The organism is Streptomyces sp. NPDC088910 (genome assembly GCF_044749865.1).
Taxonomy (GTDB): domain Bacteria; phylum Actinomycetota; class Actinomycetes; order Streptomycetales; family Streptomycetaceae; genus Actinacidiphila.
This window is the reverse complement of the sequence record NZ_JBIVIV010000004.1, coordinates 244529-260130: the sequence shown is the minus strand read 5'-3', so window position 1 is coordinate 260130 and position 15602 is coordinate 244529. Positions and strand designations below refer to the sequence as shown.

1 protein-coding gene is annotated in these 15602 nt (G+C 74.2%); it reads right to left on the bottom strand.

Going from position 1 to position 15602, the window contains the following annotated elements; all coding sequences use genetic code 11:
* Nucleotides 1-50: 50 nt before the first annotated feature.
* The gene (locus ACIP4Z_RS12105; protein ID WP_401306954.1) at nucleotides 51-15554 is read right to left on the bottom strand and encodes an SDR family NAD(P)-dependent oxidoreductase; all 15504 of its coding nucleotides are present in this window, start codon (nucleotides 15552-15554) and stop codon (nucleotides 51-53) included.
* Nucleotides 15555-15602: the final 48 nt, after the last annotated feature.

The window sequence follows — 15602 nt, the reverse complement described above, 5'->3', positions numbered from 1 at the left end:
GCGTCGTGTGGCCCGCCCGGCGCTCGTGCCGCCGTGCCGGGCGAGGCCGCTCAGGAGATCCCGAGCTCGTTGTTGATGAAATCCAGCACCTCGTCGGCGGATGCCGACTTCAGCCGGTCGGCGGCACCGGTCTCGCGTGTGCCTGAGCCGGTTTCGGTGCCGGAGTCGCGCCAGAAAGCGAGCAGTGTCTCCAGTCGGCGGCCGACCGCGGCGCGCTGGTCCGCGTCCACGTCCTCGGCCGCGACGGTGGCGAGCTGGGTCTCCAACGCCGCCAGTTCGGCCAGGAGTTCATCGGCACCTGGCGGTTGTTCGTCGGGCAGCAGCGTGCCGAGCAGGTGCGCGGCGAGGGCGTCGGGGGTGGGGTGGTCGAAGACCACGGTGGCCGCGAGCCGCTGTCCGGTGGCGGTGCCGAGGCGGTTGCGCAGTTCGACACCGGTCAGCGAGTCGAAGCCCAGTTCCTTGAACGCGCGCGCCGGATCGACGGCGGCCGACGATCCGTGGCCGAGCACCGCCGCGACGTTGGTGCGCACCATGTCGACGAGCACGGCGCTGCGCTCGGCGGCTCCGAGCGCGGCGAGGCGCGCGGCCAGGTCCGCGCCGCCCGAACGCTCCGCAGGGACAGCGGCTTTGGCGGTACGGCGCTGCGGGGTACGGCTCGTCAGGCCGCGCGCGAGAGCGCGGAAGGCTTCTCCCGCGGTCTGCTCGTCCGCCGTCTCGGGCGCGAGGCGGGCCGTGACGGCGAGCGGCGTGTCCCAGTTCACGGCCGCGTCGAACAGGCCAATTCCCTGCTCGACGCTCATCGGCACCACGCCGGAACGGGCCAAGCGTGCCCGGTCGACCTCATCGAGCGAACCGGTCAGCTCCGAGTCGGTGGCCCAGTGTCCCCATGCCATCGACACACCGGCCGCACCACTCGTACGGCGCACACCGGCCAGAGCGTCCAGGAACGTGTTCGCCGCCGCGTAATTGCCCTGCCCCGCCGTGCCCACCACGCCCGCGAGCGACGAGAACAGCACGAACAACGACAGGTCCAGGTCCCGGGTCAGCTCATGCAGATGCCACGCGGCATCCACCTTCGCGCCCAGCACACTCCGGATACGTTCCGCGTCCAGGTCCGGCACCAGACCGTCGTCCAGCGCGCCCGCGCAGTGCACCACACCGCCCAACGGACGTTCCCCGCCGAAGCGCGCGAGCAGCCCGGCCACCTCGTCCCGGACCGCGACATCACACGCCACGACCTCGACCCGCGCACCGGCCGCCACCAACTCCGCCACCAACTCGGCCGCTCCGGGAGCGTCCTCGCCCCGTCGGCTGGCCAGCACCAGATCCCGGACCCCGTACGAGGCCACCAAATGCCGGGCCACCAGCCCGCCCAGCAGACCCGTACCACCCGTGATCACCACCGCACTAGCGTCATCAACCGCACGCGGAAGACGCAGCACGACCTTGCCGACATGCCGCGCCTGCGACATGAACCGCAACGCCTCGTCCGCCCGCCGTACGTCCCACACCCGCACCGGCAACGGCTCCAGCACACCCTCCGCGAACAACCCCGCCAACTCCCGCAGGATCTCGCCGACTCGCTGCGGGTCCGCCTTCGCCAGGTCGTAGGCCCGGTAGGTCACGCCGGGGTGCTCGGCGGCGACGGCCTCCGGGTCGCGGATGTCGGTCTTGCCCATCTCCAGGAACCGGCCGCCACGCGGCAGCAACCGCAACGACGCGTCCACGAACTCCCGTGCCAGGCAGTCCAGTACGACGTCGACTCCGTCGCCCCCGGTGGCGGTCATGAAGGCGTCCTCGAAGGCCAGGGTCCGGGAGGACGCGATGTGCTCGGCGTCAAAGCCCATGTCCCGGAGGGTGTTCCACTTGCCCTCACTGGCGGTCCCGAAGACCTCGGCACCCCAGTGCCGGGCCAACTGCGTGGCCGCCATCCCCACACCGCCGGTCGCCGCGTGAATCAACACCCGTTGCCCGGACCGCAGTTCGCCGAGGTCGGCGAGACCGATCCACGCCGTGAGGAACACCGCGGGGACGGCGGCGGCCTGCTCGAAGCTCCAGCCCTCCGGCACCCGCACGACCAACCGCTCGTCCACCACCGCCAACGGACCGAACGACTCCGGCAGCAGACCCATCACCCGGTCACCCACCACGACACCCGCGACACCGGGCCCGACCTCGACCACGACACCCGCACCCTCGCAGCCGAGCGACTCCTCAGTGCCGACCATGCCCAGACTGACCACGACGTCACGGAAGTTGACACCGGCCGCGCGGATACCGACCCGGATCTGGCCGGGGGCGAGCGGCGCGTCGGCAGCGGGGTGGGGGGCCAGGGCGAGCCCGTCGAGCGTCCCTTCGGAGGCGACCAGTCGCCACGCGCCCTCGGCGGGCGGCACCAAACCCCCGCCACCGGAAGGCGCCCGCACCAGCCTCGGCACCAGCACCTCACCACCACGCACCGCCACCTGCGGCTCACCCGCCGCCACCGCGACACCGAGCACCGCACCGAGATCTGCGGCCGTCTCCACGTCGTGGTCGGTGTCGACCAGCAGCAGGCGCCCGGGGTTCTCGGCGAGCGCGCTGCGCACCAGGCCCCACACCGGGGCGTGGACGAGATCTGCGACAGGCTCACCGCTGTGAGTGGACACCGCGCCACGGGTGAGAAGGACCAACCGCGAACCAGCAAACCGCTCCTCGGCCAGCCACTCCTGGACCAGACTCAGCACGCCGGTCACTGCGTCCGCCACCGCACCCGGCACGCCATCCGAGACTGAGACCGGGGGCAGGGCCACGCCGACCAGCGGCGGAACCGACTCTGAGGCGGCGGCCAGGGCCGCGAGGCCCGCTGCCCCCGGCACGAGGACGCAGTCGGCCGTCGCCGCGTCGGCCTCCGTAGGCGTCGCGCGGACCCAGTCCACCCGGAACAGGCCGTCGACCGGGTCCGCGCCGGTACCGCGGAGCTGGTCGCCCGACACCGCGCGCAGCACGAGGGACGTCACCGACAGGACCAGGGCGCCTGCGGTGTCGGTCACCCTCACTGACACCGTGTCAGGTCCCGAGGCCCGCAGCCGTACGCGTACAGAGGTCGCGCCGACCGCGCCCAGCACGACATCGGACCAGACGAACGGCAGCCGGACCGGCGAGCCGTGAGGGTGCTCCAGCAGTACGGCCTGGATCGCGGCGTCGAGCAGGGCGGGATGGATGCCGAATCGGGCCGCGTCCTTGGCCGCGGCCTCCGGCAACGCCACTTCCGCGTACAGCTCGTCGCCGTCGCGCCATGCGGCCCGCAGGCCCTGGAAGGCAGGGCCGTAGCCGTAACCGGCCGCCGCTGCCCGCTCGTAGAAGCCGTCGACCGGCACCGGCTCGGCGCCCGGCGGCGGCCACGCGGTGAGCGTGTCCGGGGTGTCAGGGCTGCCGTCGAGCAGCGTGCCGGCGGCGTTGCGCGTCCAGGGCCGGTCGCCCGGCGCGGCGGTCTCCGCGCGGGAGTGGATGCCGAGTTCGCGCCGTCCGTCCGCGTCGGGCGCGCCGACGGAGACCTGCACCTGTACGCCGCCGCCCTCCGGCACCACCAACGGCACCTGGAGCGTCAACTCCTCGACCCGCCCGGCCCCGACCTCGTCCGCCGCGCGCAACGCCCATTCGGCCAGGGCCGCGCCCGGCACCAGCACGGTCCCCTCCACCCGGTGATCGCCCAGCCACGCGTGCGACGCCAGCGACAACCGGCCCGTGAACACGACCTGATCCGAATCCGCCAGGCGCACCACCGCACTCAACAGCGGGTGATCGACGGCCTCCTGCCCGAGCCCGCTGGGATCGCCGCTGCGGCTGCCGTCACCGGTCAGCCAGTAGCGCTCGTGCTGGAAGGCGTACGTGGGCAGGTCGACGTGGTGGGCGGGGGTTCCGGCGAAGACGGACCGCCAGTCGAGGGGGAGGCCGCGTACCCAGCCCTCGGCGAGGGAGGTGAGGAAGCGTTCCTGGCCGCCCTCGTCACGGCGGAGGGTGCCGAGCGCGACGGCGTCGGAGCCCGCGTCCTCGAACGTCTCGGCCAGACCGACAGCCAGGACCGGATGGGGGCTGGACTCGATGAAGTACCCGAACCCGTCCGCCAGTAGGGCCCGGACGGTCTCGTCGAAGCGGACTTCCTGGCGGAGGTTGGTCACCCAGTAGTCGGCGTCCAGCGTGCTCGTGTCGATACGGCCGCCGGTCACCGTCGAGTAGAACGGGACATCGGAGGTTGCCGGTTCGATGCCGGACAGAGCCTCAACTACTTCCCCGCGTATGGCGTCCACCTGTGCCGAGTGCGACGCGTAGTCCACATCGATACGGCGCGCCCGTACGCCCTCGGCCTCACACACCGTCAGCAGCTCAACCAAGGCTTGAGGTTCACCCGAAACGACCGTGGACGAGGGCCCGTTCACGGACGCGACCGAGATACGGCCGTCCCAGCGCGCGATCCGCTCCCGTACGTCCTGCGCGGGCAGCGCGACCGACACCATCCCGCCACGCCCCGACAACGACCCGCGAATCGCCTTCGCCCGCAGCGCCACCACGCGCGCCGCATCCTCCACCGACAACGCACCCGCCACGCACGCCGCCGCGATCTCACCCTGACTGTGACCAATCACCGCACCCGGCTCAACGCCCACCGACCGCCACACCGCAGCCAGCGACACCATCACCGCCCACAACGCCCCCTGAACAACGACCACATCATCCAGAGCACCCTCGCGGATCGCCTCCACCACCGACGACCCCACGTAAGGACGCAGCGCCGCGTCACACTCCGCCAACCGCGCCCCGAACACCGGCGAGGAGTCCAACAACCCCATCGCCATCCCCGCCCACTGCGACCCCTGACCCGGGAACACGAACACCACCCGGCCGGGGTCCCGCACCGTCGCGCCCGACACCACGCGGGCGGCCGGGGTGTCGTCGGCCAGGGCGCCGAGCCCCGAGACGGCCTCGGCGATGTCGGGGGCCAGCACCACGCTCCGTTGCTCCAGGGCGGTGCGGGACGTCGCGAGGGAGAGGCCGACGTCCGCCGGGGAGTTCTCCGCGCCGCCCGCCTCGACGAAGGACGCCAGGCGTCCGGCCTGGCCGCGCAGCGCGTCCGCCGACCGCGCGGACACCACCCACGGCACCACCGTCAGCGACCCCAACGGGCCTGCCTCCGGCGCGACGTCGGGCTCGGAGGTCCGCGACGGCTCGGCCTCTTCCAGGATCACGTGCGCGTTCGTCCCGCTGATGCCGAACGACGAGACGGCGGCCCGGCGCGGGCGGTCGCCCCGGGACCAGTCCTGGGAGTCGGTCAGCAACTCGACGGCGCCGCTCGTCCAGTCGACGTGCGGCGTCGGCTCATCCACGTGGAGCGTGCGCGGCAGCACACCGTGGCGCATCGCCTCGACCATCTTGATGACGCCCGCGACCCCGGCGGCGGCCTGCGTGTGGCCGATGTTCGACTTCACCGAGCCCAGCCAGAGGGGCAGTTCACCGGCCCGCTCCTGCCCGTAGGTCGCGAGCAGCGCCTGCGCCTCGATCGGGTCGCCCAGTGCCGTGCCGGTCCCGTGCGCCTCGACGGCGTCGATATCGGCGGCCGTCAGACCGGCACTGTCCAGGGCGGCCCGGATCACCCGCTCCTGCGAAGGCCCGTTCGGGGCGGTCAGCCCGTTCGACGCACCATCCTGGTTCACCGCGGAGCCCCGCATCACCGCCAGCACCCGGTGACCGTTGCGCCGCGCGTCCGACAGCCGCTCCAGCAGCAGCACACCGACACCTTCGCCCCACCCGGCACCGTCCGCCGCCGCCGAGAACGCCTTGCTGCGGCCGTCGGGCGCCATGCCCCGCTGGCGGCTGAACTCCACGAAGACCCACGGGGTCGCCATGACGGTGACGCCGCCGGCCAGGGCGAGGGAGCACTCCCCCGACCGCAGGGCCTGCGCCGCCAGGTGCATCGCGACCAGCGACGACGAGCACGCCGTGTCCACCGTCATCGCCGGACCCTCGAACCCGAAGGTGTACGAGACCCGGCCGGAGGCGACGCTGCCCTGCGTGCTGGTGACGGCGTAGCCCTCCAGTTCTTCGGGGCGGTCGCCGGTGGAGCCGTAGTCGTGGTGCATGACTCCGGTGAAGACACCCGTCGAACTGCCCTTCAGCGAACCGGGATCAATACCCGCCCGCTCCAGCACCTCCCACGACGCCTCCAGCAACAGCCGCTGCTGCGGATCCATCGACAACGCCTCACGCGGAGACACCCCGAAGAACCCCGCATCGAACTCACCCGCGCCATAGAGGAACCCGCCCTCACGCGCATAACTCCGCCCCGCCACACCAGGATTCGGATCAAACAACCCCTCAACATCCCACCCCCGGTCCACCGGGAACCCCGACACCGCATCCCCACCCGAAGCAACCAGCGACCACAACTCCTCAGGCGAACCCACACCACCCGGATACCGACACGCCATCCCCACAATCACCACCGGGTCGGTGTCACTGTCCGGAGCGGACGCCCGGACTGCCGCGTCGGCCGGGTCCGTTGCCGCCGGCTGGCCCGGCCGGCCGGCGCCCAGCACGAGGGTGCGGAGGAAGCCGGTGAGCGCCTGGGGCGTCGGGTAGTCGAAGACGAGGGTGGCGGGGAGGCGGAGGCCGGTGGACGTGGCGAGGGCGTTGCGGAGTTGCAGGGCGGTCAGCGAGTCGAAGCCGAACTCCTTGAAACTGCGGCGCGCGGAAATCGTGTCCGGTGTCGGCAACGCGAGGACGGCTGCGGCCTGTTCACGGATCAGATCGAGCAGGAGCCGGTCCTGTTCCTGCGGGTCGAGGCCGGTGAGGCGGTGCCGCAGGTCGCTGGCGCTGTCGGCCGGTGCGGCAGCGGCGGCGGTGCGCCGTGCGCGGACCAGGCTGCGGAAGGCGGGCCGCAGGGAGCCGCGGGCGGCCTCGGTGCGCAGGGCGGTCAGGTCGAGCGAGACGGGGACGAGGCAGGACGTGTCGGTGGCGGTGGCCGCGTCGAACAGGGCCAGGCCGAGGTCGGCGGCCAGCGGCCGGACGCCGGAGGCGCGCAGCCAGGCGAGGTCGCCGTCGTCCAAGTGGGCGCGCATGCTGCCGACTTCCTCCCACAGGCCCCAGGCGAGGGAGTGCGCGGGCAGGCCCTCGGCGCGGCGGCGCGCGGCGAGGGCGTCGAGGAAGGCGTTGGCGGCGGCGTAGTCGGCCTGGCCGGGGTTGCCGAAGGTCGCGGCGATGGAGGAGAACAGCACGAACAGCGACAGGTCCAAGTGCCGCGTCAGTTCGTGCAGATGGACCGCCGCGTCCACCTTCGGCGTGAGCACGCGGGACAGTTGGTCGTCGGTGAGGGACAGCACGAGTCCGTCGTCGAGCACACCGGCCGCGTGCACCACGCCGGTCAGCGGCCGGTCGGGGGGAATGGAATCCAGCAGGGCGGCCAGCGCCGTTCGGTCGGCCGCGTCGCAGGCGACGATGTCGACGGTCTCCGCGCCGTCGGCGCGGAGCCGGGCCCTGAGGTCGGCGGCGCCGTCCGTGTCGGGTCCGCGTCGGCTGGTCAGGACGAGGTGCCGGACGCCGTGTTCGGTGACCAGGTGACCGGCCAGCAGCGAGCCGAGGGCGCCGGTCCCGCCGGTGATCAGGACCGTGCCGTGCGGGTCGGCCTCGGCGGTGTGCGGGTCGCCCTGGGTGCCGGGCGCCTCGGACGCGGCGGCGGGGGTGGCGCGGACCAGCCGGGGCAGCCGTGTCTCGCCCGCGCGCAAGGCGATCTGCGCCTCGTCCCGCGCGACGGCGGTGGCGACGGCCGTGGCCAGTGCGTCCCGGGACGCCGGTGTGTCGTCCGTGTCGACCAGGACGAGGCGGCCGGGGTGCTCGGACTGGGCGCTGCGGATCAGGCCCCAGACGGGTGCCGTCGCCAGATCGGCGACGGCTTCGTCGGGTCCCGCAGCCACCGCCCCGCGCGTCAGCACGACCAGGCGCGACGTGCTCAGCCGCTCGTCGCCGAGCCAGGTCTTGAGCAGGGCCAGCGCCTCGGCGGTCGCTGCGTGGGCGCGGGCGGGCAGTGCAGCGTCGACCGGCGTACGGCCCGGCGTCCCGCCCTCGTGGGCCGCCGTCCCACTCCCGTCGCCGAGGACACCGTTCGCGCCGACAGGCGGGCCGCCGTCGTAACCCGAAGCCCCGCTCCCGTAACCGTCGCCGTCGCCCGGCGCACCCTTCGCGCCGCCCGGCTCCTCGTGCCCCCACCCGCCGAGCCGTACCAGTGCCGTCGGCGGCGCCTCGATGGCGCCCGCGTCGATGCGGGCGAGCAGTTCCGCGATGTCGGGCACGCCGTCGTCGCCCGTGCCGGGACCGACGGCCAGCCATTCGGCGGCGGGCTCCGCGGTCGCGGCGGGCTGCCAGTCGAGCCGGAAGAGCGCCTGGTCCGCGGGGGTGTTCGCGGGGCCTCCCGCCGGGCTCAACTGCGCCTCGCCGACGGGCAGCAGGGTGAGCGCCTCGATGGACGCGACGGGCGCGCCGGTGGCGTCCGCGAGGGTCAGGGCGACGGTGTCCGGGCCGTCGGGAGTGACGCGGACGCGGACCGCCGAGGCGTGGACGGCGTGCAGGGCGAGCCCGCGCCAGGCGAACGGCAGCCGCAGGCCGTCCACATGGGCCAGGGAAATGTGCAACGCGGCGTCCAGCAGGGCGGGATGGACGCCGTACGATCCGGCGTCGGTGGCCTGCTCGTCGGCGAGGGCGACGTCGGCGTAGAGGTGCTGGCCCGACCGCCAGGCGGCGCGGACGCGGCGGAAGGCCGGACCGTAGCCGTAACCGGTCGCGTCCAGGTCCGCGTAGAACTCCTCGACGGGCACCGGCCGGGCGTCGGCCGGGGGCCAGGCGGTCAGGGGTTCGGGAGCGGCGGGCGCCTCGGAGGCGAGGACGCCCGCGGCGTGCCGGACCCAGGGGCCGGTGTCGACGCTTCCGGAGTCGTCGTGCGCGTCGGCGCGGTCAGGTCGTGAGTGGATTCGCAGTTCGCGGCGGCCGGTCGTGTCCGGTGCGCCGACGGTGAGCTGGAGGTGCACGCCGTCCTGTCCTGTGAGGACCAGCGGTGCTTCCAGGGTGAGTTCCTCGACCTGGGCGCATCCGGTCAACTCAGCTGCGTGCAGGGCCAGTTCGGCGAACGCCGAGCCGGGCAGCAGCACCGTGTCGAGAGCGGCGTGGTCCGCCAGCCACGGATGGGTGCGCAGCGAGATCCGGCCGGTGAGCAACAGGGTGTCGGTGTCGGCGAGTTGTACGGCCGCGCCCAGCATCGGGTGCCCGGTGGCGGACAGGCCGAGGCCGTCCGTTCCCGCGCCCGCGCCCGCGCCCGCCGCCGACTCCAGCCAGTACCGCGCCCGTTGGAAGGCGTAGGTGGGCAGGTGGACGCGGCGCCCGTCGGTCGCGGGCAGCAGGCGGGTCCAGTCGACGCCGGGCAGGCCGCGGACCCAGCCTTCGGCGACGGAGGTGAGGAAGCGGTCGGCGCCGCCTTCGTCGCGGCGGAGCGTGCCGAGGGCGAGGGCGTCGGTCCCGGCGTACTCGAACGTCTCCTGCATGGCGGGGGTGAGTACGGGGTGGGCGCTGATCTCGACGAAGAACCGGAAGCCCTCGTCGAGGAGTGTGTGGACGGCGGTCTCGAAGTCGACCGGCCTGCGGGCGTTCTCGAACCAGTAGTCGGCGTCGAGCCCGTGTCCGTCGAGCGCGCCGCCGGTGACGGTCGAGTAGAACGGGACGTCGCCCGCGGCGGGCGTGACGTCGGCGAACATCTGCGTGATGCGGTCGCGCAGCGGGTCGACCTGGGCGCAGTGCGAGGCGACGGTGGAGCCGATGACGCGGGCCCTGATCCCCTCGTCCTTGCAGGCGGCGACGAATTCGGCGAGCGAGGTCTCGTCCCCGGCGACGGTCTGCGCGGTGGGTCCGTTGCGTCCGGCCGCGGTGAGGCGGCCGTCCCACGCGGCCAGTCGCTCTTCCAGCGCCTGCGCGCTCAGCGCGACCGAGGCGACGGCGCCGTTGCCGACGAGTTCCTCGCCGAAGAGCGCGCTGCGCAGGACGACGATGCGGACGGCGTCGGCGAGGGTGAGGGCGCCCGCGACGCAGGCCGCGGCGATCTCGCCCTGGCTGCTGCCGACGACGGCGGCCGGCTCGACGCCCGCGGCGCGCCACATCGCGGCCAGGGAAACGTTGACGGCGAACAGCACCGGTTGGAGTACGTCGATCCGGTCGAGCGGCGGCGCGTCCGGGGCGGCGCGCAGCACAGCGGTGGCGGACCAGTCGACGTAGGCGGCCGTCTCCCGCTCGCACTCGGCGAAGCGGCGGGCGAACACCGGTGAGGTGTCGAGGAGTTCGGCGGCCATGCCGCGCCACTGGGAGCCCTGGCCGGGGAAGACGAACACGGTCCGGCCGCGCAGGTCGGCCGCGCCGACGACGGCGTGGGGGGTGGGCGCGCCGACGGCGACGGCGGTCAGCGCGTCACGGGTCCCGTCGGGGTCGGCGGCGAGCACGACGGACCGGTGTTCGAGTACGGCGCGGGCGGTGGCCAGGGCATGGCCGGTGGCGGCCCGGCCGTCGCCCGTGCTCGCGGGGCCGTCTCCCCCGGCCTCGCCCGTCCAGTCGCGGATACGGGCGGCCTGGGCGCGCAGCGCGGCGGCCGACTGTCCTGACACCGGCCACGGTGCGGGGGCGCCGGTGAGGATCGGGAGCGCCCGCGGGTCCCCGGCCCCGCCCTCGGAAGCGGAAGCGGATACGGATGCCGAAGCGGATACGGACTCGGCCTCGACCTCGGCCTCGGACGCGCCGGGCGCGGCCGGAGCGCTTACGGGAGCCTCCGCCTCCTCCAGGATCACGTGCGCGTTCGTGCCGCTGATGCCGAACGACGAGACGCCCGCGCGCCGCGGCCGGTCCCCGCGCTTCCACGCCACCGGTTCGGTGAGGAGCGTGACGGCGCCGGACCAGTCGACGTGCGGCGAGGGAACGTCCGCGTGCAGAGTGCGGGGCAGCTCCTCGTGGTGCAGGGCCTGCACGATCTTGATCACGCCCGCGATGCCCGCCGCGGCCTGGGTGTGCCCGATGTTGGACTTGACCGAGCCGAGCCGGAGCGGCCGGTCCTCGGGGCGGCTGCGCCCGTAGGTGGCCAGCAGCGCCTGCGCCTCGATCGGGTCGCCGAGCGTCGTGCCGGTGCCGTGCGCCTCGACCACGTCCACGTCGGCGGCGGCGACCCGCGCGTCGGCGAGCGCGTCACGGATCACCCGCTCCTGCGAGGGGCCGTGCGGCGCGGTCAGGCCGTTGCTCGCGCCGTCCTGGTTGGTGGCGGAGCCGCGGATCAGGGCCAGCACCTGGTGGCCGTTGCGGCGCGCGTCGGAGAGCCGCTCGACCACGAGGACGCCGACGCCCTCGGACCAGCCGGTGCCGTCCGCGGCGGCGGAGAACGCCTTGCAGCGGCCGTCGGGGGACAGCGCCCCCTGTCGGCTCAGCTCCACGAACATGCCGGGCGTGGACATGATCGTGACGCCGCCCGCGATCGCCATCGTGCACTCGCCCGACCGCAGCGACCGTACCGCCCAGTGCAGTGCGACCAGGGACGACGAGCAGGCCGTGTCCAGGGTGACGGCCGGGCCCTCGAGGCCCAGCGTGTAGGCCAGCCGTCCCGAGGCGACGCTGGTGAGGGTGCCGGTGAGCCGGTGGCCCTCGACGCCGTCCGCGCCGTACTGGAGCTGCGGCCCGTACTCCTGGAACATCGCGCCGAAGAAGACGCCGGTGCGGGTGCCGCGCAGGGACAGCGGGTCCATCCCGGCGCGCTCGACCGCCTCCCACGAGGTCTCCAGCAGCAGGCGCTGCTGCGGGTCCATGGCCAGGGCCTCGCGCGGCGAGATCCCGAACAGCCCGGCGTCGAAGTCCGGTGCGCCGTCGAGGAATCCGCCGTGCCGGACGTAGCTGGTGGCCGCGCGCCGCGCCTGCGGGTCGTAGAGGCGCTCGATGTCCCAGCCGCGGTTGTCGGGGAAGTCGCCGATGACGTCCCGGCCGTCCGCGACGACGTCCCACAGCGCCTCGGGCGAGTCGACGCCGCCGGGCAGTCGGCAGGCCATGGCGACGATGGCGATCGGGGAGTCGTCGGCGTCCGGGTGGTCAGCGGGGGGCGCCGCGGTGTCGTTCCCCGCGGGTCCCGCGTCGAGCAGGGCGGCGCGCAGGTGGCGGGCGAGCGCGGACGGCGTGGGCTGGTCGAAGAGGACGGTGGCGGGCATCGCCACCTCGGCCTGCTCGGCGATGCGGTTGCGGAGCTGGACCGACAGGTGCGAGTCGAACCCGAGGTTCTTGAAGGTCTGTTCGGGGTCGAGCGCGTCCGGCGACGGCTGTCCCGCGACCGCCGCCGCGTGCGCCAGAACGAAGCGCAGCAGCGTCGAATCCCGCTCGGCCGGGCGCAGCGCGGCCAGTCGGGCGGCGAACGACGAGGCGGCGGCGGCCGGTTCGGCGCCGGAGTCCCGGTCCCCGTCGTGCTCGGCGTCCCTGATGGTGCGGTGGGCCGGTACGGCGGCGGTTCCCGCGCGTCGGCGACGGCGGCCGGTCGCGGTGTCCAGCCAGTGGCGGCGGCGCTGGAACGCGTAGGTGGGCAGCGCCACTTGGGCCGGGGGCGTGTCGGCGAACACGGCCTGCCAGTCGACCGGCAGGCCGCGTACCCAGCCCTCGGCCAGCGAGGTCAGGAAGCGTTCCTGGCCGCCCTGGTTCCTGCGCAGCGTGCCGAGCGCGACCGCGTCGAACCCGGCGTCCTCGAACGTCTCGGCCAGGCCCACCGCCAGCACGGGGTGCGCGCTGGCCTCCACGAAGTAGCCGAACCCGTCCGCCAGCAGCGCGCGTACGGTCTCGTCGAACCGCACCTGCCCGCGGAGGTTGGCGAGCCAGTACGCGGCGTCCAGCTCCCGGGTGTCGAGCCGGCCGCCGGTGACCGTGGAGTAGAAGAGCACGTCGGACGCCACCGGGGTGATGCCGGCCAGGGCGTCCAGCACCTCCTCCCGGATCGCGTCGACCTGGACCGAGTGCGACGCGTAGTCGATGTCGACGCGCCGGGCGCGGATGCCCTCGGCGTCGCAGGCGGCGCGCAGTTCGGCGAGCGCGTCCAGCTCGCCCGACACCACGGTGGAAGAAGGCCCGTTGACCGATCCGACGCACAGCCGGTCGCCCCAGCGGGCGAGGCGTTCGAGCACCGCGCCGACGGGCAGCCCGACCGAGAGCATCCCGCCGCGGCCCGACAGCGACGCGCCGATCACCTTCGCCCGCAGCGCGACCGTTTTCGCCCCGTCCTCGACGGACAGCGCGCCCGCGACGCAGGCGGCGGCGATCTCGCCCTGGCTGTGCCCGATGACGGCGCCAGGCTCGACACCGGCGGCGCGCCACACCTCGGCCAGCGACACCATCACCGCCCACAGCGCCGACTGGACGACGACCACGTCGTCCAGGGCGCCCTCCCGGATCGCCTCGACCACCGAGCTGCCGAGATACGGGGCCAGCGCCGTGTCGCACTCCCCCATCCGGGACGCGAACACCGGTGAGGTGGCGAGCAGTTCCATCGCCATGCCCGCCCACTGCGAGCCCTGGCCCGGGAACACCAGGGCCACCCGGCTGCCTCCGGCGCGCACCGCGCCGCTCACGAGACCGGCCGCGGGCATGCCGGTGGCGAGCATGCCGACGGCGTTACGGGCGTCCGCGGGTCCGGCCGCGAGGACGACAGCGCGGTGCTCGAACGCCGCCCGGGAGAGGGCGAGGGCCCGGCCTACCGGGCGCAGGTTCGACGGGTCGCCGCCGTCGGCGGAGTCGGAGCCGGAGCCGGAGTCGGAGTCGGAGCCGGAGCCGGAGCCGGAGCCGGCATGAGCATCGGCATCGGCATCGGCATCGGCGGATTCGGCATCGGCGGATTCGGCGACGGCGAGCAGGCGTTCGGCCTGGCCTCGCAGCGCGGCGGCGGACCGCGCGGACACCGGCCAGGGCACGAGGTCGAGTTCACCGAGCGGTGACCGTTTCGCGGGGGCGGCGACCGGGGCAGCCGCGTCGGGGACGACGGAGGCCGAGGCCGCGGCCCATTCGCCCACCACCACATGGCAGTTGGTGCCCCCCATGCCGAAGGAGGAGACACCGCCCAGCAGCGGCCGGTCGGCGTCGGGCCAGGCGGTCGCCCCGTCCCCGGTCTGCACCCGCAGGCGGAGGTCCGCCAGCGCGATCTCCGGGTTCGGGCGGCGGTAGTTGAGGCTCGGCGGCAGTGCCCGGTGCTGGACGCTGAGGATCAGCTTGAGCAGGCCGGTCACGCCCGCCGCGCCTTCCAGGTGGCCGACGTTGGTCTTGACCGAGCCGACGGCCAGCGGCGCTCGCGGGTCGCGGCCGGCGCCGAGCACCGTACCGAGCGCGCGGGCCTCGACCGGGTCGCCGACGCGGGTGCCGGTGCCGTGCAGTTCGACGTACTGCACCTCGTCCGGCGCGACCCCGGCCTGCCGGTAGGCGCTGCGCAGCAGGTCTTCCTGCGCCGCCTGGTGCGGGCTGGTGAGGCCGGGGCCGCCGCCGTCGTTGTTGACGGCGCTGCCGAGCAGCACGCAGCGGATCGGGTCGCCGTCGGCGACGGCGTCGCTCAGCCGCTTGAGGACCAGGACCGCGCCGCCCTCGCCGCGGACGTAGCCGTTGGCGCGCTCGTCGAAGGTGTAGCAGCGGCCGTCGGGAGAGAGCGCGCCGAAGGCGGTGATCCGCTCGGTGGTCTCCGGGACGAGGTTGAGGTTCACGCCGCCGGCCAGGGCGACCGCCGACTCGCCGGAGCGCAGGCTCTCGCAGGCGAGGTGGACCGAGACCAGCGAGGAGGACTGCCCGGCGTCGACGGTCAGGCTCGGGCCGTTGAGGCCCAGCGCGTAGGAGATGCGGTTGGCGACGAGGCTGCGGTGCAGGCCGGTGAGGGTGTGGGCGGTGGCCGGTCCTGACCGGGCGCTGAAGGTCGCGTAGTCGTCGGCGATGACGCCGAGGAACACCCCGTAGGCGACGGGCTGTCGAGCCGTCTTCCCCGGGTGCGCCGCCGAGGCGGCCTCGGGGGTCCCGGTCCTGGAGGCGGGGTGCAGGGCGGCGAGGCCCGCGTCCTCCAGCGCCTCCCAGCCCAGTTCGAGCGCGAGCCGCTGCTGGGGGTCCATCTGGGCGGCCTCGCGGGGCGTGACGCCGAAGAACTCCGCGTCGAAGCCCTCGATCCGCTCGGCGTCCAGGAAGCCGCCGCGCTGCGGACCGGCCGCGCCCGGACCGCCCGGATCTCCTGGACCGCCCGGATCTCCCGGACCGCCCGGCCCGATGTCCGAATCGACGTCCGAATCTGCGTCCGGCTCGGCGTCCGCGTCGCCCTCCACGGGCCAACGGGGCGCGGCGAGTTCGGTCACGGCGTCCGCGCCGCCGCGCAGCAGGTCCCAGAACGCCGTCGGGTCGTCCGCTCCCGGCAGTCGGCAGGAGACCCCGATGACGGCGATGGGTTCGCCCGGCCCGGCGGGGTCGCCGCCGTGTCCGTTCAGCGAATTCCGGTCGGCATTTGTGTCCGCCACCAGTACGTCAGAGCTCCTTCGGAATCCCACGACCCGGGGGGTGATACA